Annotated in this window: 18 protein-coding genes; 7 read left to right on the top strand and 11 right to left on the bottom strand. The window is 65.4% G+C overall.

Translation table 11 applies throughout. The features are described 5' to 3' along the window. Positions 1-32: 32 nt before the first annotated feature. Entirely contained in the window at positions 33-695 is a 663-nt protein-coding gene (locus tag NR187_RS27460; RefSeq protein WP_211386540.1) for a response regulator transcription factor, read from the bottom strand. Continuing rightward, on the bottom strand, positions 692-2,077 hold the full coding sequence (locus tag NR187_RS27455; protein ID WP_211386539.1) for a sensor histidine kinase: 1,386 nt from the start codon (positions 2,075-2,077) through the stop codon (positions 692-694). The genes NR187_RS27460 and NR187_RS27455 overlap by 4 nt, the downstream gene beginning before the upstream one ends. Before the next feature lie 190 nt (positions 2,078-2,267). Between NR187_RS27455 and NR187_RS27450 the strand changes: the two genes are divergently transcribed. After that, positions 2,268-3,134: a DUF3280 domain-containing protein gene (locus tag NR187_RS27450; RefSeq protein ID WP_256808299.1), complete on the top strand. Its 867-nt coding sequence runs from the start codon at positions 2,268-2,270 to the stop codon at positions 3,132-3,134. A 2-nt stretch (positions 3,135-3,136) separates the two neighbouring features. On the opposite strand, the gene NR187_RS27445 is transcribed toward NR187_RS27450, so the two are convergent. The 3 genes from NR187_RS27445 to NR187_RS27435 are packed head-to-tail and all read right to left on the bottom strand — an operon-like array spanning position 3,137 to position 6,175. Then, positions 3,137-4,168: an L-idonate 5-dehydrogenase gene (locus NR187_RS27445; RefSeq protein WP_256808298.1), complete on the bottom strand. Its 1,032-nt coding sequence runs from the start codon at positions 4,166-4,168 to the stop codon at positions 3,137-3,139. Between the two features lie 26 nt (positions 4,169-4,194). Beyond that, positions 4,195-4,962 carry an SDR family oxidoreductase gene (locus NR187_RS27440; protein ID WP_211386536.1) on the bottom strand — a complete coding sequence of 256 codons (768 nt, stop codon included), beginning with the start codon at positions 4,960-4,962 and terminating at the stop codon, positions 4,195-4,197. Between the two features lie 13 nt (positions 4,963-4,975). After that, positions 4,976-6,175: a mandelate racemase/muconate lactonizing enzyme family protein gene (locus NR187_RS27435; protein WP_211386535.1), complete on the bottom strand. Its 1,200-nt coding sequence runs from the start codon at positions 6,173-6,175 to the stop codon at positions 4,976-4,978. A 177-nt stretch (positions 6,176-6,352) separates the two neighbouring features. Here NR187_RS27435 and NR187_RS27430 point away from each other — a divergent pair, with 177 nt between their 5' ends. Both NR187_RS27430 and NR187_RS27425 read left to right on the top strand, forming a co-directional pair. Further along, entirely contained in the window at positions 6,353-7,117 is a 765-nt protein-coding gene (locus tag NR187_RS27430; protein WP_211386534.1) for a GntR family transcriptional regulator, read from the top strand. Positions 7,118-7,142: 25 nt separating this feature from the next. Continuing rightward, entirely contained in the window at positions 7,143-8,507 is a 1,365-nt protein-coding gene (locus tag NR187_RS27425; protein WP_211386533.1) for an MFS transporter, read from the top strand. 68 nt (positions 8,508-8,575) lie between these two features. Here NR187_RS27425 and NR187_RS27420 read toward each other — a convergent pair whose 3' ends face one another. From NR187_RS27420 to NR187_RS27400, 5 genes are all read right to left on the bottom strand, one after another. Continuing rightward, positions 8,576-8,812 carry a hypothetical protein gene (locus NR187_RS27420; protein ID WP_256808297.1) on the bottom strand — a complete coding sequence of 79 codons (237 nt, stop codon included), beginning with the start codon at positions 8,810-8,812 and terminating at the stop codon, positions 8,576-8,578. A 98-nt stretch (positions 8,813-8,910) separates the two neighbouring features. Further along, positions 8,911-10,161, bottom strand: a complete 1,251-nt coding sequence (locus tag NR187_RS27415; protein ID WP_256808296.1) for an arsenic transporter — start codon at positions 10,159-10,161, stop codon at positions 8,911-8,913. 24 nt (positions 10,162-10,185) lie between these two features. After that, positions 10,186-11,472, bottom strand: coding sequence for an MFS transporter (locus NR187_RS27410; RefSeq protein ID WP_211386530.1), 1,287 nt, complete (start codon positions 11,470-11,472; stop codon positions 10,186-10,188). A gap of 64 nt (positions 11,473-11,536) precedes the next feature. Then, positions 11,537-11,977, bottom strand: coding sequence for an EamA family transporter (locus NR187_RS27405; protein ID WP_256808295.1), 441 nt, complete (start codon positions 11,975-11,977; stop codon positions 11,537-11,539). A gap of 16 nt (positions 11,978-11,993) precedes the next feature. Next, complete coding sequence (locus NR187_RS27400) at positions 11,994-14,471, bottom strand: PAS domain S-box protein (RefSeq protein ID WP_211386528.1); 2,478 nt, start codon at positions 14,469-14,471, stop codon at positions 11,994-11,996. 214 nt (positions 14,472-14,685) lie between these two features. On the opposite strand from NR187_RS27400, the gene NR187_RS27395 reads away from it, so the two are divergent. From NR187_RS27395 to NR187_RS27380, 4 genes are all read left to right on the top strand, one after another. After that, the gene (locus NR187_RS27395; protein ID WP_256808294.1) at positions 14,686-15,756 is read left to right on the top strand and encodes a putative zinc-binding metallopeptidase; all 1,071 of its coding nucleotides are present in this window, start codon (positions 14,686-14,688) and stop codon (positions 15,754-15,756) included. A 191-nt stretch (positions 15,757-15,947) separates the two neighbouring features. Further along, a complete protein-coding gene (locus tag NR187_RS27390; protein WP_256808293.1) occupies positions 15,948-17,963 on the top strand; it encodes an acetyl/propionyl/methylcrotonyl-CoA carboxylase subunit alpha in 2,016 nt (671 codons plus the stop codon). Between the two features lie 165 nt (positions 17,964-18,128). After that, complete coding sequence (locus tag NR187_RS27385; protein WP_256808292.1) at positions 18,129-18,995, top strand: oxaloacetate decarboxylase; 867 nt, start codon at positions 18,129-18,131, stop codon at positions 18,993-18,995. Next, positions 18,992-19,291, top strand: a complete 300-nt coding sequence (locus NR187_RS27380; protein WP_256808291.1) for an acylphosphatase — start codon at positions 18,992-18,994, stop codon at positions 19,289-19,291. Before NR187_RS27385 ends, NR187_RS27380 begins: the two co-directional genes overlap by 4 nt. Positions 19,292-19,330: 39 nt before the next feature. Here the strand turns inward: NR187_RS27380 and NR187_RS27375 are convergent, their stop codons facing one another. Continuing rightward, positions 19,331-20,851 (bottom strand): PAS domain-containing sensor histidine kinase, encoded by a 1,521-nt coding sequence (locus NR187_RS27375; protein ID WP_256808290.1) that lies wholly within the window; start codon positions 20,849-20,851, stop codon positions 19,331-19,333. Positions 20,852-20,926: the final 75 nt, after the last annotated feature.

Genomic DNA, 20,926 nt, shown 5'->3' with positions numbered 1-20,926 from the left:
TCCGCCGCCAAGAATGATAGTGCAGACGGCGATCAAGCCTCGCCGAGATCGACCTCTGTCAATATGCCCTGGCGCAGCGCCAGCCGGACCAGCTCGATGTCGGACCCGACGCCGAGCTTGTCCTTGATCATGGAATGAAGGTTCGCCACCGTCTTCGGACTGACATGGAGCGTCTCGGCGATCTCCTCCGTCGTGTTCTCGGCGAGCAGCAGCCGCAGCACCTCGAACTCGCGCGGCGTGAGGACGTCGGCGGCCGAGTTCTCGCCACTGATCCGGCTGAGCGCGAGCTCGTGGTCGATGTCGGGGCTGATGGCGATCTTGCCGGCGAGCACATCCATCACGGCACGGACCAGCGTCTCCGGCGGGCTGGTCTTGGTGACATAGCCTCTGGCGCCGGCGCGGATCGCCTGCACGGCAAAGCCGGCATTTTCGTGCATGGTGAAAACCAGGATTCTCGCGCTCTTGTCCCATTGCCTGATGCGTCTGATGGCCTCGATACCGCCGATGCCGGGCATGCTCAGATCCATGATAACGAGATCTGGCGTCTCGGATTTGTACAGACGGTAGGCCTCCGCGCCGTCGGCGGCTTCGGCGATGACCCGAAGCCCCGGCTGCTTCTGAAGCACGGAGCGATAGCCCTCGCGGACGACGGAATGGTCGTCCACCAGCAAAATGGTCGCGCCGGCCGCGCTCATGCGGCGTCCTCCAGCGGAATCCGATCGGCGGCGGCGAGCGGAATGACCACGCGCAATGCGGAGCCACCGTTCGGCGCGGTCTCGAAGCTCAACTGGCCGCGCAGGGCCGCGACGCGCTCGCGCATGCCGAGCAGGCCCATTCCTGATTTTGCGACGGGATCGGTCGACCGTCCGTCATCGTCGATCGCAAGTGCGATCTCGCGGGTGCGCATGGTCAATTCCAGGCTCACCTTCGTGGCGCTGGCATGCTTGGCGGCATTGGTGAGCGCCTCCTGCACGATCCGGTAGAGGCTGGCGCTGATCGTGACCGGCAGCGTGTCGAACGCCCCGTGGAAACGGATGGTGAAGCGCGTTTCTCCGCGGCTGCGTCCGTTCCATCCCGCGACCAGGCCTTCGAGGCTGGCGACAAGCCCGAGCTCCTCGACGTCCGGCGGGCGCAGCCGGAACAGCGCACCGCGCAGCGTCTCCATCATGCCGGTTGCGGTCCGCGCGATGCCGTCGCATTCGCCGAGCAGGGACGGGCAGTCCTGCGCGGCGGTCTGGCGGGCGGATGCGGCGAGCGCGCGGATTGCGGCGAGCGACTGGCCGAACTCGTCATGCAGCTCGCGCGCGAGATGGCGGCGTTCCTCATCCTGGAGCGCGATCAGCTTGCGCGTCAGCTCGCTGCGTTCGGCAAGCGCGATGTCGAGGCTTTCGGCGAGATGGTTGAAGACGTCTCTGATCGCGGAGAGCTCGGCAAGGTCGAACGGCGGCAGCCGCGCGGCGAGGTCGCCGTCGGCAATCCGCTCGAGGCCGGTGCGTATCATGCGGGTCGGACGCAGCGCACGGGCAAGGGCGGCATAAACCAGCGTGCACAACAACGGCAGTGCGATCGCAAGCGCGAGCATCAGGCGGCCGGCCTCGTGCCAGGCCTCGGCCGTCTGCACGGCCGGATCGACCGAGACCACGGTCTCGCCGAGCTTCGTTCCGCGCACGATCACGGGCCGTACCGCCGCGCGGCCGGGGTCGAACAGGCTGCGATAGAAGGCCGCGAAGACTTGCGGCGGCAGCCTCGCCGGAATCGGCGCACCGCTACAGAAGCGCTGGAGGATATCGCCGCTTGCGCCACGGAATGCCAGACACAGGCCGGGCGTCATCACATAGGCCGAAACGGGATCAAGATTGGGAAAGTCCGAGCGTGGGCTGGCCACCCATTGGATTTTGCCTTGTTGCAGCTCCAGCGACTTCGCCACGATGGCGGCGATATCGTCGATGCGGGCATGGGCCGCACGATCGGCGGTAATCAGGAAATAGGCGGAGATCGCGGCGAAGCAGGCGGCCGATATGGCGGCCACGCGCAACGTCAGACGGACCTTGAGATCGAACCTCGGACGGTTCCACATTGGCGGGCACCTGGCGCGAACGGGTTTGTCGCTTCCGCATTAGACGGCAGAACGCAACCGGCGGAAAGCCGCCAGGCGCTACCGCGGTGCACCGTCGTGAAAATTTCCCGGTGCTGGCCGGGACCTGCGCCGCTGCAGGGCCTGATTCTGCCGTCCAGATTGCGGCCACTCCGTCGCACGAGGCCCGCTCATGTACCGCTGCCGGTTGATCCTCTCTGCTTTCCTCATCTACGTCCTCCCCACGGCGTATTCGGCGGCCGACGCCGGGGACGCCATCGGCGTTGCAATGGACGACTTCAGCTATACCGATACGTCGGCCGAGCCGGCGAACCAGACCGCCGCCCACGAGCGAAGGCTGTCAGCCTTCATGGCCGCGCTCAGGCGGGATATCGGCGCAGACGGCCGCTACCGGCCAGTGCCGTCGGCGCAGGACGGTGCGGCATTCAAGGTCATCGGCGGCATCCAGAAGACGAGCACGCTGGTGCAGTGGGCCAAGGTCGCCGTGATCGACGTCGGCGCCAGGAAGGTCGTGATGGACAAGCTCTACACCTTCCGCGGCGACAACGATGAATCATGGGAGCGCGCCGAGATGTTCGTGTCTCGCGAGGTCATGGCCGCACTCGCCACGCCCGCGCCGGTCGCGCTGGCCGTGTTCGAATTCGAGCTCGAGGACACAACCGCTGCTTCGGCGGGCGCGTCGGCCACGTCGGATACGTCATACCTGGCCGAAGTCACCGGCAGTGTCCGTGACGCCCTTGGTCAATCCGGTCGCTACCGCATCGTCGACGTCAGCGGCGAGGCAGTGAAGGCGCGTGCCTTGCGCGACTGTGGCGGCTGCGAGGCCGCGATCGCACGAAAGCTTGGCGCGGATCAGTCGCTGATCGGGGTGGTACGGCGGGTCAGCCGCACCGAATACACGCTCGGCTTCCAGGTCCGCGATGCCAGAACCGGTGCGGTGCTGGCACGCGGCGACAGCGGCCTGCGCCTGGGCGCGGATTATTCCTGGAAACGGGGCGCCGTGAGGTTGGTCAGCGACCGGTTGATCGAGAGCCGGTAGCTCTAGAACGTCAACTGCACCTTCATCGACTGCGACCTGTCGCTGGCGAGCTCGAACGCAGCGACTGCGTTCTCGAACGGGATGGTCGCCGTGATCAGCGGCTTCACGTCGATCAGGCCTTCGCCCATCAGCCGCACCGCAAGCTCGAACTCGGGGTCGAAGCGGAAAGTACCGCGGAGCTGCAATTCCTTGGCGACGATGGAGTTGATCGGCAGCGTCATCTCGCCGCCGAGGCCGAGCTGCACGAGGGTGGCGCCGGGCCTGAGCACGTCGAGTGCGGTGCGGAGCGCCGCCTGGTTGCCGGAAGCCTCGAACAGCGTGTCGAATACCCCCTTGCCGGCGCGCCAGGGATCGAGCGCGGTGGCATTGGTCGCGACATTGATGGCGTGCGTGGCGCCGAGCTTCCTTGCGACCGCGAGCGGCGCATCGGCGACATCGGTCACAACGATCTCGGCGGCGCCGCCGAACCGCGACACCAGGATCATCAGCGCACCGATCGGGCCGCAGCCGGTGATGAGCACGCGCTTGCCGAGCAGGGGACCGGCCTGCTTGCCGGCATGCAGGCACACCGCGAGCGGCTCGGCCACGGCCGCCTCCGCCAGTGAGAGCTTGTCCGCGATCGGCACGGCCTGCGTGGCATCGACCGTGATGAACTCACGAAAGCCGCCTTGCACGTGGGGAAAGCGCATCGCGCTGCCGAGGAACCGCATGTCGAGGCACTGGTTGCGCATGCCTTCCTGGCAATGCAGGCACTGGCCACACGGTTTGCTCGGATTGACCGCGACCCGGGTACCCGGCTTCAGTGCAGTGACATCGTCGCCGACCGCCGCGACCACGCCCGCGATCTCGTGGCCCAGCGCCATCGGCTGCTGGATGCGCACGACGCCGAAGCCGCCGTGGTGATAGTAATGCAGGTCGGAGCCGCAGATGCCGCCATTGGCGATCTTGACGCGGACTTCTCTCGGCCCGGGGGCGGGATCGGGGTAGCTGTCGATCCGCAGATCCTTCGGTGCGTGAATGACGACGGCGCGCATGGCTCGTTCCTTTAGCGGTTCGCGGGTCACATCGCGGCGATCATGCCGCCATCGACATAGATGATCTGGCCGTTGACATAGGTCGAGGCGTCCGACGCGAGGAAGATCGCGGCGCCCACCAGTTCGTCCGGCTTGCCCCAGCGCTTGGAGGGAATGCGACCCATCAGCCAATTGTTGAAGTCGGTGTTGTTGACCAGTGCCTCGTTCATGTCGGTCAGCATGTAGCCGGGTCCGATCGCATTGGCTGTGATGCCGTGCTGGGCCCATTCCACCGCCATCGAGCGGGTGAGGTTCTTGATGCCGCCCTTGGCCGCGGTGTAGGGCGCAATCGTCGGGCGCGCGAGCTCGCTGCCGAGCGAGCCGATATTGATGATCTTGCCGTGCTTGCGCGGGATCATGCGCTTGGCGGCTTCGCGGCCGATCACGAAGGCGCTGGTGAGGTTGGTCTCGATCACCTTGCGCCATTCGTCGGTGGTGAATTCCACCAGCGGCTTGCGATGCTGGATGCCGGCATTGTTGACGAGGATGTCGACCGCAATGCCCTTTTTGTCGAAATTGTCGAACGCCGCGACGATCGCGGGCTCATCGGTGACGTTGAACGCGGCGCCTTCGGCCTGGTGGCCGGCGGCACGAAACTCGGCGACGGCCTGCTCGACGCGCATGGGATCGACGCCATTGACGATGACCTTGGCGCCGGCCTTGGCCATGCCTTCGGCAATGGCGCGGCCGAGGCCGCGGGAGGAGCCGGTCACGAGCGCGGTACGGCCGGTAAGATCGAAGAGGGCGGTGCTCATCTCAAGAAAATCCTCAGACGTTGGAACGGCGCACGGTCAAATCGGAGCGGTCGAATACGGCGGGCAGAAGGTCGACGCCGAGGCCCGGTCCTTCCATCGGATAAACAAATCCATCCTTGATCGTGGGCATGGTGGTGACGAGCTCATTATACCAGCCCTTGTAGAAGGCGCGCACCGATTCCTGGATCAGCGTGTTGGGCTGGCTGAACGACATGTGGATGGCGGCGATGAAGCCGATCGGGCCGATGCAATCGTGCGGCGCGAAGGGCCGGTGATAGGTTTCGGCCATCGCCGCGATCTTGCGGCCTTCGGTGAGGCCGCCGGTCCAGCACAGATCCGCCATCACCACATGCATGGCATCGCGGTCGAGCATGTCCTTGTAGGGGAAGCGCGAGCCCAGAGTCTCGCTGGCGCAGACCCAGACGTCAGTGGAGCGGGCATATTCGGCCAGCGCCTGTGGCGAGTTCATGCGGATCGGATCTTCGTACCAGGTCGGCTTGTAGGGCTCGAGCGCTCGCGCGATCTGCTTGGCGGTCGGCAGGTTCCAGAGCGAATGGAGCTCGACCATGATCTCCATCTTGTCGCCGACCGCTTTTCGGATCTTCTCGAACGGTTCGATCGCCTGCTTCATCTGCGCGGCGGTAATGTAGAGACCCTTGTTCTCCTGGGCCGCCGGATCGAACGGCCAGATCTTCATCGCGGAGATGCCGCTCTCCAGAAGGTTTTCGGCGAGCGCGCCGGCGTGGTGCATGAAGCCGTCGAGATCCTCATAGGGACCTTTGGACGCGCCGAGATTCCAATTCGCGACCGGGCTGATATTGGTGGAGCGGACATATTGTGTGCCGGCACAAGTGTTGTAGATGCGCTGCTTGTCGCGGCAGAGGCCGCCGAGCATCTGGTGTACCGGCTGATTGCAAACCTTGCCGAACAGATCCCACAGCGCGATGTCGATCGCGGAGGCCGCGCGATATTCGACGCCGGTCGAGGACTGCGCCATCGGCAGGTTCAGCATGTCGCGGTGGATGGCTTCGATGTGCAGCGGATTGCGGCCGAGCAGGCGACCGGCAAAGGTGTCGTGGATCTGCGCTTCGACCGCGCCTGCACCATAGAAGGTTTCGCCGAGACCGATCACGCCCGTGTCGGTATGGACGCGCACCCAGATGACGTTGGAGAATTCCTCGGTACGCAGCGTCTCGATCGACGTGATCTTCACGGCAATTGTCCTCCCATCACAGGCGCCTCGCGCCCGTCGTCTCATTTCGCACTGCAGCATGCCGCAGATCGCGCGGAAGTCTTACGCCTGCTTGTAATATATCACAACATGTTTTAAGGGTCCGAGAAACAAGGCGCCATCCAGCAACGAGAGCGCGGGTTGACGGGAGAGAACGACATGGCACGGCGCAAGCGCGCACTCGAGGTGGTGAAGAACGACGATGGCGAGGGCAAGCCCTCGCGGCGCAATCGGCTCAACTTCTTCGAGCTGGCCTATCAGAAGATCGAGGAGCTGCTCGTTCACTGCGAGCTCAAGCCCGGACAATTCATGACGATGCTGGAATTGCAGCATATCACCGGCTTCGGTCGTACCCCGGTGCATCACGCCGTCAATCGTCTCTCCGCCGATACATTGATCATCATCCGTCCGCGACACGGCCTGCACATCGCGCCAATCGATCTGGCGCGTGAGCGCATGCTGCTGGCCTTGCGCCGCGACATGGAGCGCTTCGTGATCCGGCTTGCGGCCGATCGCGCCAGCCTCTCTCACCGCAATCAGGCACTGCACATCGAGCGTCTCCTGCGCGAGCGCCGCTCCACCCTGACCCTCGACGAATTCAACAATATCGACCGCCGCATCGACGCGCTGGTGCTGGAGGCGGCGGGCGAGCCGTTTCTGGTCCATACGCTGCGGCCGCTGCACACGCTGTACCGGCGCATCGGCTACATCCACCACCGTTTCATGCCGGGACAGGCCGAACTGTCAGGCACGATCGATCACCATCTCGCCATTCTCGCCGCGGTCGCCAGCCGCCGCGTCGAGGATGCGGTTAAGGCGAGCGATGCCCTGATCGACTACATGGGCGAGATGTTCAACGGCATGGAGGCGGGAATCGACCCACGCCTGCTCGATTGCAGCATCGAGCCGCTGCTCGGCACGTAAAAGAGTTTTGAAGAAAGGACCAGACATGTCGACGATGGCGATGCCACAACCGACCGCGAGCGAAGCCGCGGTCCGCTACCTCATCACGAACTACAGTCCCAAGGGCAACAAGGTCGGCTGGCTGATGATGGCCTCGATCCTGGTCGAAGCCTGGGACCTGTATTCGATCGCCTTCGTGCTGATCTTCATCAAGGAACAGTACAATCCGGATCCGCTGATGCTGGGCCTTGCCGCCGCCGGTACACAGGGGGGCGCCATGATCGGTGCGCTGCTCGGCGGCTGGCTGTCCGACAAGATCGGCCGCCGCGTCATGTTCCTGGTGACGATGGTGATGTTCATCGTGCTGGCGCTGGCGCAGGCCTTCGTGCCGAACGTCACCTGGCTCATCGTGATCCGGTTCCTGCTCGGCGTTCCGCTCGGCTCGGATATCTCGACCGGCTACACCTACATCATGGAATCCATGGCCAAGGGCGAGCGCGAGGTCATGGGCAATCGCTGGCAGTTCATGTTCGCCGTCGGTGAAGTCCTCACCATCGGCGTCATCGTCATCTTCCTGCTGCTCGACATTCACCACGAGACGCTGTGGCGGGTGACGCTCGGCCTCGGCGCGCTGCCGGCGCTGATCATCCTGATCATGCGGCACGACGTGCCGGAGACGGCGGTGTGGCTGGTGCAGAAGGGACGCTACCGCGAGGCCAAGCAGGTCGCGCGCGAGATGTTCAACGACGATCTCGCCATGCTGCCGGACCATGACGTCGAGGTGCCCAAGGTCTCCACCCGCGCGTTCCTCGCCGACCTCAAGAAGGATCCGATCCGCTGGCGTGCCACGATCTACGGCTGGATCGCCTGCTTCGCGCAAGCCAGCGAGTTCTCGACCTTCGCGTTCTATCTGCCGGTGCTCTTCGTCATGGTCGGCGTGTCGAGCGTGCTCGGCATCAATCTGGTGACGATGGCGCTATTCTCCTTTGCCGCCGTGTCGGGCTGGGTCGGTCCGCTGCTGACGCCGAAGATCGGCCACCGCGGCATATCGATCGCGGGCTTCTCGATCGTGCTCGTCTCGCTGCTGGTCGCGGCCTTCGCGCTCTACACCGACAACAAGATCCTGCTGCCGTTCGCGGCGGCCGCCATGCTGTGGGGCCATTATTGGGACGCCTCGAACTGCATGACGATCCCGACCATGGTCGCCAAGCCGCAATATCGCGGCACCGCCAGCGGCTTCGCCTACATGTTCGTGAAGCTGCCGTCGTTCCTGGCGATCTTCCTGTTCCCGTCGCTGTTCGCGGCGATCGGGCAGGCCAACGCCACGCTGTTCGTCGCGATCTTCCCGCTGATCGGATTGCTCGCGGCTATCTTCATCCTGCCGGAAGTCTATGGCTACGAGAACGACTGAGGATCGGCGACCCGGTCGCGGCTGTCACGGCCGCGATCGGGCGTTGCCTCGGAGAGCCGCGCGAAGAGCTATGGGCTCAGGAAGACGGGATCGATCCAGGTCCCAAGACTGAGCAAGCCGATCGCCTGAAGCTGGGCGCTGTGAAGGTCGATTTCCACGATCGCGAACAGGGCCAGCAGCACCACCGCGGAGAAGATCAACAGCGGGTGGGATGTCTCCGCCCGGCCTCGGTCAGGTGCGGTGAAGCTCTGAAACGAGCGGCGCAGGGAAAAACTTTGCAGCAATGTCTTCGACTGAATCTGCATGATGGACCTCCTTACCGCGCCATATCGTGTCTGCGCGGCAAGTTGAAGCATAAGTCCGCCGCTACCGGCGACATTGATGCGCCGCAAATTGTGCGCGATTACCGGATCGCAACAGCGAGCGCCGCGATCAGGGCCGGCGGCGTCACCAGCAGGCCGAGCTTGAGAAACGGCCAGGCGCCGACCTCGACCTTCTCCCGCCGCAGCGCGACCAGCCACAGGATGGTGGCGAGCGATCCCGTGACCGACAGGTTCGGCCCGAGATCGACGCCAATCAGGATCGCGCTGACGACAGGCGCGGGCAGGTGGTCGCTGGCGGCCACTGAGCCTGCAACGAGACCGACGGGAAGATTGTTGGCGATGTTGTCGGCAATCGCGGTGGCGATGCCAACGCTCCAGGCTGCTTGCGTCACGGATTGACCGACTGCCTGATGCAGCAGCGAACTGAGCTGCCCGATCACGCCGGTCTTGATCAGCGCTTCCACCATCACGAAGAGCCCGCCGACCAGCGGCAGCACGCTCCACGAAACGCCGCGCAGCACGGGCAGCGGCGATTGCCGGCTGATCAGCAGCACGATCGCTGCCGTCGCCACGCCGCAGATGAAGGTCGGCAGGCCCAGTTGCCTGTCGAGCGCGGAGGCCGTGACCAGCACGACGCCGATCGCAACGATGCCGACTGCGGTCAGCTTGCCGCCGCGGCCGAGCTTTGGATGCGGCACGCTGCGCGCGATGGTCTCTTCCTTCAGCGCGCGGTGCTGGGTCAGGCGCAGCACGACATAGGTCAGCACGATGGAGGCCGCGGAGGGCAGGGCGAACAGGCGCAGCCATTCGGTGAGCGCAGGCATGCGCGCGCCGAACACGACGAGATTGGCCGGATTGGAGATCGGCAGCACGAAGCTCGCTGCATTGGCGATGAAGGCGCAGACGAACAGATAAGGCAGCGGCTTTGCCCCGGCCGCGCGCGTCGCTGCATACACGGCGGGCGTCAGCACGATCGCGGTGGCATCGTTGGACAGCAGCACGGTGACGAGCGTGCCGACGAGATAGATCAGCAGGAACAGGCGCCGTGGAGAGCCGGCCGCATATTCGACCGCAAGCGCTGCAAGATAATCGAACAGGCCCTCGAGCCGGGCCAACTCGGCGATCAGCATCATGCCGATCAGGAAGAGATAGACATCGACGCCCTTCTCGATGCCGATCACCGCATCCTGCCACGGCAGCAAGCCGAGCAGCACGAGGGCGCCAGCGCCGATGACGGCCCAGACCGCCTCCGGCAGGCGAAAAGGCCGGATGATGACGCCTGCGGTCGCAGCGACGATGATGCTCCAGGCCCAGATGGCGTCAGACGGCACGTTCAGTCCTCGAAATGGGATGTCTCACTCGGCAGCGATAGCGGAAGCTGTCGCCGCTGTCTTCCCTTTCGGACGCGCACCACCATCTGCGATTTGCCGCGTCTCGGGCAGGACGACAAAGCAGACGACGGCGCCGATCGCGGCGACCGCGCCGAGCGTGAGGAACGCCGCGCCATAACCCGCGCCGACCACGACGAGACCGGCCAGCGTCGTCGACAGCGCAGCGCCGATGCTCTGGGCGGTGATCACAGCACCTTGCGCGACGTTGAAGCGGCCGGTGTCGCGCATGAGGTCGGCGACGATGACGGGGAAGATCGCGCCGAAGATGCCGGCGCCGACGCCATCGAGAAGCTGCACGCCGACCAGCCAGAACGGATTGTCCGAGAGCGTGTAGAGCACTCCACGAAGCGGCAGGATCAACAGCGCGGCGAGGAAGAAACGCTTGTGGCCCCAGCGATCGGCCCGGGCTCCGACCAGCATCGCGAACGGCACCATCACCAATTGTGCGGCGACGATGCAGGCCGACATCAGGCTGGTGCCCATGTTCTTGTCCTGGAGCGCGAGTTTTTGTCCGACCAGCGGCAGCATGGCCGCGTTGGACAGATGGAAGAGCAGGACGCAGATCGCGAAGACGAGCAGGGGGCGACAGGTCAGGAGCACCGCGAAGCCCGAGGGTCGGTCGGGCCGGCTGTCGTCAGCATCGGCATCGTGGAGCCCGCGCGCAAGGTCGTGGTCGATGGCGCGTTCGGGGATCGCCAGAATGCTCAAAAGGCTCGCGATCGCCATGGCGCCGAGAAGGTAGAACACGACGGTCGGGCCGAACCAGTAGGCGGAGAGCCCGGCAAGCCCCGCCGCGACCGCATTGCCGGCGTGATTGAACGTCTCGTTGCGGCCGATCCGCCGGGTGAAGGCGGCGGGGCCGAAGATGCCGAGCGAGACGGCCGCAATCGACGGCGGAAAGATCACGGCGGCGGCCTGCGCGATCCCTTGCGACAATGCAACGGGTAGAAAGGCCGGAAATATCGGCAGCGACAGCGAGGCGAGCGTCACCATGACGGCGGCGATGACCATCACCAGCCGCTTGGCGCGCGTCGCATCGATCAGCGCGCCGGCCGGGGTCTGCGCCAAGATTCCGGCGATGGTCGCGATCGACATCACGAGCCCGATGCGGGCCTCGTCCCAGTGCTGCTCGGTGAGCAGATAGACGGCGAGATACGGCCCAAGCCCGTCGCGGACGTCGGCGAGGAAGAAGTTGGCCGCATCCAGTGCGCAGCCGGCACGCCTTGCCTGATCGGGGTTTGAGCTCGACATCGGTCCTCGATCGAGGCTGGAAGGGTCCCGGCAGAAACCGCTCTCGCAGCCGCTTTGTTCCGCCTTAAAACTTTACAGCCAGCAACACCGCGCCGGCGCCGATCATGGCGATGCCGACCCAGCCTTGGGCGGACGGACGCTCGCCGAGAAAGGCGAAGGCGAAGAGAGCGACCAGCACGACGCTGAGCTTGTCGATCGGCGCCACCAGCGTCGCGGGCCCGAGCTTCAGCGCGCGGAAATAGCACAGCCACGACGCGCCGGTCGCGAGCCCCGACAGCACCAGGAACAGCCACGTTTTCGATGAGACCGCCGACGGCACCGCGAATTGTCCGGTGAAGAACAGCAGAACCGAGAAGGCGAGCAGCACGACGATGGTTCGGATGAAGGTCGCGAGATCCGGATTGATGTTCTCGATGCCGACCTTGGCGAAGATCGCAGTCAGCGCGGCGAAGCAGGCGGACAGCAGCGCCCAGGTCTGCCAGGCGGAGAGGAGAGCGGGTTTCATGAGGATATCTCTTAGACTAGCGCGTCACCGACAGCTTCTCGGCGATCGCCTTGCGCAAAATGCGCGACAGCGACTCGACCGAATAGGGCTTCTGGATCAGCTCGAAGCCGCGATGGGCGTTCTCGGCGAGCACGTTGCTGTAGCCGGAGGTGAGCACGACGGGCAGGCCCGGATAGCGCTCGCGGATGATGCCGGCGAGCTCGACGCCGTTCATGCCGGGCATGATGACGTCGGAGAACACGAGATCGACGGCGAATTCGTTCTCGCCCAGGATCGCCAGCGCCGCGTTGGCGTTGGCGACGCGGCGGACGACGTAGCCGAGGTCTTCCAGGAGCTCGGTGGAGAAGCGGCCGACCTCGTCGTCGTCCTCCACCACGAGCACGCGATAGCCGCGCCCTGTGGCCGCGGCCTCATAGGTCAGCGCCGCAGCTTCCTTGTCCGTGGCGGGGCTTTGCGCCTGCGGCAGATAGATGGTGAAGGTCGCGCCTTCACCTTGCGTGCTCGTCACGGTGATGTCGCCCTCGGACTGCTTTGCGAAGCCGAAGGCCTGGCTGAGGCCGAGGCCCGTTCCCTTGCCGACCTCCTTGGTGGTGAAGAACGGCTCGAAGATGGCCTCGATGTTCTCGGGCGCGATGCCGCTGCCGGTGTCGGCGACCGAGATCGCGACATAATCGCCGCCGCGCGCCGATTGCGCGCGCAGGCTCGGAATCCCGACGACCTTGCGCACGGCGATGGTGAGGCGGCCTTCGCCGTCCATGGCGTCGCGGGCGTTGATGGCAAGGTTGATCAGCGCGGTCTCGAACTGGGCGACGTCGGCGACGGTGAAGCAGTCGGCATCGTGAACCTCCACCGCGATCTCGATGCGGCCGCCGACCAGCGGCCGGACCAGTTGCGCCACTCCCTCGACCTGGGTGCCGACGTTGAAGATCTGCGGTTTCAGCGGCTGCCGGCGTGCAAACGCCAGCAGCTGTGCGGTCAGCTTGGAGGCGCGCTCTACGGTGTCGGAGATGGCGTCGACATAGCGGCGGCGGCGCTCCTCCGGAAGCTCGCGGCGGCGCAGGAAATCGGTGGCCGAGCGGATGATGGTGAGCAGATTGTTGAAGTCGTGCGCGACGCCGCCGGTGAGCTGGCCGATCGCCTCCATCTTCTGCGACTGCCGCAGCGCTTCCTCGCCGCGGCGGCGGTCTGTGATGTCGACGGCCTCCGGCACCGCGCCGGTGATGTTGCCGTGACGGTCGAGCACGGGGCGCATGCCGAACTCGAAGTCGCGCTCGCCGATGGGAAGGCGCAGGCGCATCTCCAGCCGCACCGCTTCGCCTTTGAGCACGGTATCGAAGGCCTCGCGCACCAGCGCGCTCATGCCCTCCGTCGCGCTGAACCAGGGGGTCTGCCACAACGGCTGTCCGATCACGTCCGACGAGCTCGCCTTGATGCCGTCCAGCGCGGTCTTGTTGGCGTAAAGCACTTCGCCCCTGAGATTGACGAGGCCTTGATACTGGTTGCTGGTCTCCAGGATCGCGCGCAGCCGGGCCTCGTTGGATTCGAGTTCCGCGGTGCGCTCGACGATGCGTTCTTCCAGCGTCTCGTTGAGCTGGCGGAGCTCGATCTCGGCCTGCTTGGCCACCGTGATGTCGTGGGCAACGCCGATGAAGCCGATATGCCTGCCGGTCGGGTCCCAGCGCGGCTGCGATTCCGAGCGCAGCCAGCGCCATTCGCCGTCGGCGTTCTTGTAGCGGGCTTCCAGCACGAAGGGCTTGAGCGAAGCTTCACCCTGGACCGACTGCTGCAGCACATGCGGAAGGTCGTCCGGATGCAGCACCTTGCGCCAGTCGAAGACGATGGCCTGGTCGTAGGGCAGGCCGACGAAGTCGACATAGGCCTGGTTGGCGAAGGAGCGTGTGCGGTCGAGTTTCGTGACCCAGATCGGCACCGGGGCGCTGTCGGCAATCAGCCGGAAACGCTCCTCGCTCTCGCGCAGGGTCTCGCGCGCGAGCGCCTGGGCGGTCACGTCGATATGGGCGCCCACGAGCCGGATCGCGCGGCCGTCACGGTCGCGCTCCAGCTTGGCGACGACGCGGATCCAGCGGGTCTCGCCGTCGCTGGGACGGATGATGCGGTATTCGGCCGTGTAGTCCTCGCTGGTGCCGGACAGCGCAGCGAGGAAATGCTTCACCGCAGCGTCGCGGTCGTCGGGATGGATGCGATTGATCCAGTCCTCGTGGGACTCGTCGGCGGCTTCCGGCGGCAGGCCGTGGAGGATCAGATATTCCGGCGAGCGGCGGTTCTTGAAACCCTCGCGGAAATCGACTTCGAGGCCGCCGACCTTGCCGATGCGCTGGATGCGCGCCAGCTCCGCCTCGCGCTCCTGGAGTGCGCGATAGGCGTTGTCGCGCTCGCGCGCGATTTCTTCGAGGTGCTGGCGCAGCCTCTCGGCTGCGGCGGTCTCGGGCAAAGGATCGTTCAAGGTGTCGGCCGTTGTGATGCGTGAGCGCACGTGCCGGGCCGATATTCACACAGACAAAGCGTGATAGCCATTGTTTAGAGCGGACATTGCAGGGAAAGCCGCCACCGGACGCAGCGTGGTGGTATGAACGAACGCCGGCTCTGGCTATTTGTTCCGAAGATTGGAACGATGGCATCTGCGGGCGCGTATCTGCCAGGCGCGACGACGCGCATTGATAAAACTCCCCTTCGGATGAGGCTAAATCTTGAAGCTTTTTGTCTGCCAGGCCTGCGGCAATGTCCTCTATTTCGAGAACCGTGCCTGCGAACGCTGCGGCCACCGGATCGCCTTCCTGCCGGAGAAGGAGACGATGTCGGCAATCGAGCCCGACGGTGAGGCCTGGAAGACGCTGGCCGACAAGGGCGCAAGCCGCGTGCTGTGCCGCAACGCCGAGTACGATGCCTGCAACTGGCTGACGGATGTGGGCGACGCCACCGGTTATTGCCGCGCCTGCCGCCATAACGGCATCGTGCCGGATCTGTCCGACCCGGCGCAACTCGCCGGCTGGCGCGAGCTGGAGGTGGCAAAACACCGACTGTTCTATTCCCTGATCCGCTGGAAGCTGCCGCTGCAGACCCGGAAGGACGATCCCGAGCATGGCCTGATCTTCAACTTCCTCGCCGACGACCCGAACAGCGGGCAGAAGGTCCTGACCGGCCACGACAACGGCCTGATCACGATCGCGCTGACCGAGGCCGACGGCATCGAGCGCGAGCGGCGCAGGCTGGAGATGGGCGAGCCGTACCGGACGCTGCTCGGGCACTTCCGCCACGAGGTCGGGCACTATTTCTGGGACGTGCTGGTGAGCGAGGGCGGCAAGCTGGAAGAATGCCGCGTGGTGTTCGGCGACGATTCCGTCGATTACGGCCAGGCCCTGCAGCGCCACTACGCCGAGGGGGCGCCGCCCGACTGGCAGCAGAACTACGTCTCGGCCTATGCGACCACGCACCCCTGGGAGGACTTCGCCGAGACCTGGGCGCACTATCTGCACATCGTCGACACCCTGGAGATGGCCTCCGAGTTTGGCATGGAGGTCCGCCCCAAGGTCGACCGCGACGGGGAGTTGACGACCCGTATCCGTTTCAACCCTTACGAGGCCAGGGACGTCGAGGCGCTGGTCAACGCATGGCTGCCCTTCACGTTCGCCATGAACAGCGTCAACCGCGCCATGGGGCTGCGCGACCTCTATCCCTTCATCCTGTCGCCGGCCGTCGTCGCCAAACTCGGCTTCATCCAGGGCCTGGTCCGGGACGTCGCCAAGGCCAAAAAGGCGTAGGTGCGGGCGCAGGCGCAGGCGTCCTGGAGGCTCGGAAAGGCCATTTCGGTCTTGTGCTGGTACGCCAGAAGGCCCGGATTTAGACCGTTGCCTCCTGCGGATTTTGATGTACCACGGGAGCCACACGGCCCGTCCCATAGGCCCCAACGGCCAGGGAAGGGTCCCGCCCAAGGTCGAGACTCAAGAAAAGCATGTTCAAACGCATTCTGATCGCCAATCGCGGCGAAATCGCCTGCCGGGTCATCAAGACCGCTCGCCGCATGGGAATTCAGACGGTCGCGGTCTATTCCGAGGCCGATCGCGATGCCCTTCATGTCGAGATGGCTGACGAGGCCGTGCTGATAGGCCCGCCCGCCGCGGCCGAGAGCTATCTGGTGATCGAGAAGATCGTGGAGGCCTGCCGCAAGACGGGCGCCGAGGCCGTACATCCCGGCTACGGCTTCCTCTCCGAGCGCGAGGCATTTCCGCGGGCGCTGGAAGCGGCCGGCATCGTCTTCATCGGCCCCAACCCGGGCGCGATCGCGGCGATGGGCGACAAGATCGAATCCAAGAAGGCCGCCGCAAAGGCCAAGGTCTCGACCGTGCCCGGCTATCTCGGCGTGATCGAGGACGCCAAACACGCGGTCAAGATCGCTGACGAGATCGGCTATCCCGTGATGATCAAGGCCTCGGCCGGTGGCGGCGGCAAGGGCATGCGCATCGCCCATTCGACCGCCGAGGTCGCCGAGGGCTTCAACCTCGCCAAGGCCGAGGCGAAAGCTTCGTTCGGCGACGACCGCGTCTTCGTCGAGAAGTTCATCGTCGATCCCCGCCACATCGAAATCCAGGTGCTGGGCGACAAGCATGGCAACGTGATCTATCTCGGCGAGCGCGAGTGCTCGATCCAGCGCCGTAACCAGAAGGTCATCGAGGAGGCGCCGTCGCCGCTGCTCGACGAGGCCACCCGCCGCAAGATGGGTGAGCAGGCGGTCGCGCTGGCCAAGGCCGTGAACTACGATTCCGCCGGCACCGTCGAATTCGTCGCGGGGCAGGACAAGAGCTTCTACTTCCTGGAGATGAACACGCGCCTCCAGGTCGAGCATCCCGTCACCGAGCTCGTCACCGGTGTCGACCTCGTCGAGCAGATGCTCCGCGTCGCCGCCGGCGAGAAGCTCGCGATCAGCCAGAAGGACGTCACGCTCACCGGCTGGGCGGTGGAGTCCCGTCTCTACGCCGAAGACCCGTTCCGCAACTTCCTGCCGTCGATCGGACGTCTGGTGAAATACCGCCCGCCGGCTGAAGCGAGCCAGGACGGCATCACGATCCGCAACGACACCGGCGTGCAGGAGGGCGGCGAGATCTCTATCCATTACGATCCGATGATCGCCAAGCTCGTCACCCATGCGCCCTCGCGCGCGGCCGCGATCGAGGCACAGGCCACGGCGCTGGATTCGTTCTATGTCGACGGCATCAGGCACAATATCCCGTTCCTGTCGGCGCTGATGCATCATCCGCGCTGGCGCGAGGGCCGGCTCTCGACCGGCTTCATCGCCGAGGAATTCCCCAAAGGATTTGCGGTCCGCATGCCGGAAGGCGAGGTCGCACGGCGGATCGCCGCGGTCGGCGCCGCCATCGATCACGTGCTGGGTGAGCGCAAGCGGCAGATCTCCGGCCAGATGGGCGGCCGCATCGTGCAGCGCGAGCGGCGCCGCGCGGTCTGGCTCGACCGCCAGGAAATATCGCTCGAGGTCGCGCGCGAGGGCGAGGCGATCGCAATTCGATTCGTCGACGCCGAGGGCAAGACCGGCAATACGCATCTGTTGCAGTCGCCGTGGAAGCCCGGCGATCCGGTCTGGCAGGGCACCATCGACGGCCACCTCGTCGCGGTGCAGACGCGTCCGATCGCCAACGGCATCCGCCTTGCGCATCAGGGCGTCGAGGTGCCGGTCTATGTCTGGACCGAAGCGGAAGCCGCTTCCGCGCGGCTGATGCCGGTGACGACGGCGTCCGACACCGGCAAGAAGCTGCTCTGCCCGATGCCGGGTCTCGTGATCTCGATCGCGGTGACCGAAGGGCAGGAGGTCAAGGCCGGCGAGACGCTCGCGGTGGTCGAAGCCATGAAGATGCAGAACGTGCTGCGCGCAGAGCAGGACGGCACTGTCAAGAAGGTCCACGCCAGCGCCGGTGCGACGCTCGCGGTGGACGCGCTGATTTTGGAGTTTGCGTAAGGTGTGAGTGGGGAGGGCGGCCTGTCTCCCCCTGAGCACCGTCATTGCGAGGAGCCTGGCGACGAAGCAATCCAGTCTGTCTCCGCAGAGCATTTCTGGATTGCTTCGCTTCGCTCGCAATGACGGAGTATGCTGCGGCCTCCGTGACCTAACCGAGACAGCACCATGGCCTTTCGTTCCCGCCGCGAAAAACTGCGATCGATCCTGTCGGGCTCGGCCTGTGTTCATCCCGGCTCGGTCTACGACGCCATCTCGATCCGTATCGCCGAGGATCTCGGCTTCCCGCTCGGCATGTTCGGCGGCTCGGTGGCTTCGCTCGCGGTGCTCGGCGACCCCGATGTCACGCTGATCACGCTGACCGAGCTTGCCGAGCAGATGCGACGGATGTCGCGCGCGGCGACGCTTCCCGTGCTGGTCGACGCCGATCACGGCTACGGCAACGCGCTCAACGTGCGCCGCACGGTGCAGGAGCTGGAGACGGCGGGCGCCGCCGGCCTCACCATCGAGGACACGCTGCTGCCGGCCGCCTTTGGCGAAGCAAGGACGCAGCTGATCTCGCTGGAGGAGGGCGTCGGCAAGATGACGGCTGCGCTTGCCGGCCGCAGCGATCCCTCGCTCGTCGTTATGGGCCGTACTGGGGCTGCCTCGATCACCTCGATCGAGGATGCGATCCGCCGCGCCAAAGCCTATGAAGCTGCCGGTGTCGATGCGCTGTTCTTCACCGGCATCAAGTCGCGCACCGAGCTCGAGGCCATCGCATCTGCCACTCGCCTGCCGATCGTGCTTGGCGGCGCGCCGGAGGAACTGAGCGCGCCGGACTATCTCGCCGCCCGGCGCGTGCGCATCGCGCTCCAGGGGCATGCCCCGATCGCAGCCGCGACGCAGGCCGTGTACGATACACTCAAGGCGCTCCGCGAGGGTACCGCGCCGAAAAATCTGAAAGGCCTCGCATCATCGGACCTGACCGCCCGCGTCATTCGCGAGGCCGAGACGAAGGCGCGCATTGCCGATGTCCTGGGGCTGAAGACATGAGCCGGGCGATCCTCCAGGTCGTGATCCGCGGCCGCGTGCACGGCGTCGGCTACCGGGCCTGGCTTGAGTCCCAGGCGGTTGCTTGCGGGCTGGAAGGTTGGGTTCGCAACCGCCGCGACGGCAGCGTGGAAGCGCTGTTCGCGGGTGCGCCGAAGCATGTCGCCGACATGGTCGCCCTGTGCCGCCACGGCCCGCCGTCCTCGCGCGTGGACAGCGTCACCAGCGAGACCGCCGGTGCCGATGAGCTGAACCTGCGCCGGGCAGGGGAGGCGTTTTCGGTGTTGCCGACGATCTGAGAGCCAAGCCTCTGGACGCAAGCGGCGCGCGGTGAAGCATCATCGCGGCAGCTTGGCGATCGCCTCGCTCAATTCGTGGATCTCGTAGGGCTTGCGCAGGATCGGAAAATCACCGCGCACGCCGGCCGCGACGTCGCTGTAGCCGGTGGCGAGCAGGACCGGCAGGTCGGGGCGGGGCTGGCGCAGATGATGGGCGAGGCTGAGCCCGTCCATCTTGCCGGGCATGACGATATCGGAGAATACGAAGTCGACGCCATTCTTCTCGATCTCAAGCAGCGCGGCTTCGGCATCGGGGACCCGGCACACCTGGTAACCGAGCTGCTCGAGAAGACCGATGCTGACGAGGGCAACGTCGGGATTGTCCTCGACCAGCAGCACGGTGCCGGTGCCGAGGACCGGAGCTGTTTCAGGCGGCTCGCTCGGTATGGTCGCGGTTTCCCGCGGCAGCAAGATGGTGAAGGTGGTGCCCTTGCCGAGCTCGCTTGCGACCTTGATGGTGCCGCCCGCCTGATGTGCAAAGCCGTGAACTTGCGACAGGCCAAGACCGGTGCCTTTGCCGACCGGCTTGGTCGTGAAGAACGGCTCGAAGATCTTGTCGACGACGTCGGAGGGAATGCCAAGCCCGGTATCGGCCACGGTGATGGCGACGAATTCGCCGCTGTGGAGCGGATCGTCAAGGACGACGTTGTGTGCGCCGATCGTCACCGTGCCGCCGTCGGGCATGGCGTCGCGGGCGTTGATGACGAGATTGAGCAACCCCGTCTCGAACTCGGAGACATCGGCCTTGACCGGCCATACGTTGCGCTCGACGTCGAAGGCGAGACGCACGGAGCTGCCGACGCCTGCTTCGAGAACCTCTCGGATTGCCGCGATGCGCGCCGCAAGCTCGATCGCCTGCGGATTGACGCTCTGCCGCCGGGCAAAGGTCAGGAGCTGGCTGGTCAGCGCGGCCCCGCGCTTGGTTGCGGCCTCGATCGCAGAGACCGCGCGCTGAAGCTTGGCGTCGTCGACATCGCCCCTCTTCAGGATGTGAAGGCTGCCGCTGATGATCATCAGGAGGTTGTTGAAGTCGTGCGCGACGCCGCCGGTGAGCTGCCCCAGCGCATCGAATTTCTGCGACTCGGCGAGCTGTGTCTGCATCGCCTCGAGCTTGAGCTGCGCATTGCGCCGCTCGGTGATGTCACGGGTGATCTTGGCAAAGCCGACGAGGGTCGCGTCCTCGTAGATGGGATCGATAATGACGCTCGCCCAGAAGAAGGTGCCGTCCTTGCGGACACGCCAGCCTTCCTCCTCGTAGCGGCCCTGGTCGCGCGCGGTGGCGAGCGCGCGAGCGGGCTTGCCGTTGGCACGGTCGGTCTCGGTGTAGAAGCGGGAGAAATGCTGGCCGAGGATCTCTTGGGGCAGGTAGCCCTTGATGCGCTCGCCGCCGATGTTCCAGCTCGTGATGATCCCGCTGGGATCGAGCATGTAGAGCGCGTAATCTGCAACTCCCTCCACCAACAGCCGGAAACTGCGTTCGCTTTCGAACAAGTCTCTCTGCTGACTGGACTTTTTAGTCATTCCGGACCTCACCCCAACGGGGGCAAACGCTCAAGGGGCGGTTTGGTTCCCCCTCTCTGGGAAGTTTTTAGGCAA

It is taken from the genome of Bradyrhizobium sp. Bra64 (assembly GCF_024519875.1).
GTDB lineage: Bacteria > Pseudomonadota > Alphaproteobacteria > Rhizobiales > Xanthobacteraceae > Bradyrhizobium > Bradyrhizobium japonicum_G.
This window is presented reverse-complemented; position numbering and strand designations above follow the sequence as displayed.

Bases quoted from the DNA above. Each gene is read 5' to 3' on its own strand.
- NR187_RS27460 (WP_211386540.1), bottom strand. From the start codon at position 695: ATGAGCGCGGCCGGCGCGACCATTTTGCTGGTGGACGACCATTCCGTC.
- NR187_RS27445 (WP_256808298.1), bottom strand. From the start codon at position 4,168: ATGCGCGCCGTCGTCATTCACGCACCGAAGGATCTGCGGATCGACAGC.
- NR187_RS27390 (WP_256808293.1), top strand. From the start codon at position 15,948: ATGTTCAAACGCATTCTGATCGCCAATCGCGGCGAAATCGCCTGCCGG.
- NR187_RS27425 (WP_211386533.1), top strand. From the start codon at position 7,143: ATGTCGACGATGGCGATGCCACAACCGACCGCGAGCGAAGCCGCGGTC.
- NR187_RS27380 (WP_256808291.1), top strand. From the start codon at position 18,992: ATGAGCCGGGCGATCCTCCAGGTCGTGATCCGCGGCCGCGTGCACGGC.
- NR187_RS27375 (WP_256808290.1), bottom strand. From the start codon at position 20,851: ATGACTAAAAAGTCCAGTCAGCAGAGAGACTTGTTCGAAAGCGAACGC.
- NR187_RS27450 (WP_256808299.1), top strand. From the start codon at position 2,268: ATGTACCGCTGCCGGTTGATCCTCTCTGCTTTCCTCATCTACGTCCTC.
- NR187_RS27440 (WP_211386536.1), bottom strand. From the start codon at position 4,962: ATGAGCACCGCCCTCTTCGATCTTACCGGCCGTACCGCGCTCGTGACC.
- NR187_RS27455 (WP_211386539.1), bottom strand. From the start codon at position 2,077: ATGTGGAACCGTCCGAGGTTCGATCTCAAGGTCCGTCTGACGTTGCGC.
- NR187_RS27410 (WP_211386530.1), bottom strand. From the start codon at position 11,472: ATGTCGAGCTCAAACCCCGATCAGGCAAGGCGTGCCGGCTGCGCACTG.
- NR187_RS27405 (WP_256808295.1), bottom strand. From the start codon at position 11,977: ATGAAACCCGCTCTCCTCTCCGCCTGGCAGACCTGGGCGCTGCTGTCC.
- NR187_RS27430 (WP_211386534.1), top strand. From the start codon at position 6,353: ATGGCACGGCGCAAGCGCGCACTCGAGGTGGTGAAGAACGACGATGGC.
- NR187_RS27420 (WP_256808297.1), bottom strand. From the start codon at position 8,812: ATGCAGATTCAGTCGAAGACATTGCTGCAAAGTTTTTCCCTGCGCCGC.
- NR187_RS27385 (WP_256808292.1), top strand. From the start codon at position 18,129: ATGGCCTTTCGTTCCCGCCGCGAAAAACTGCGATCGATCCTGTCGGGC.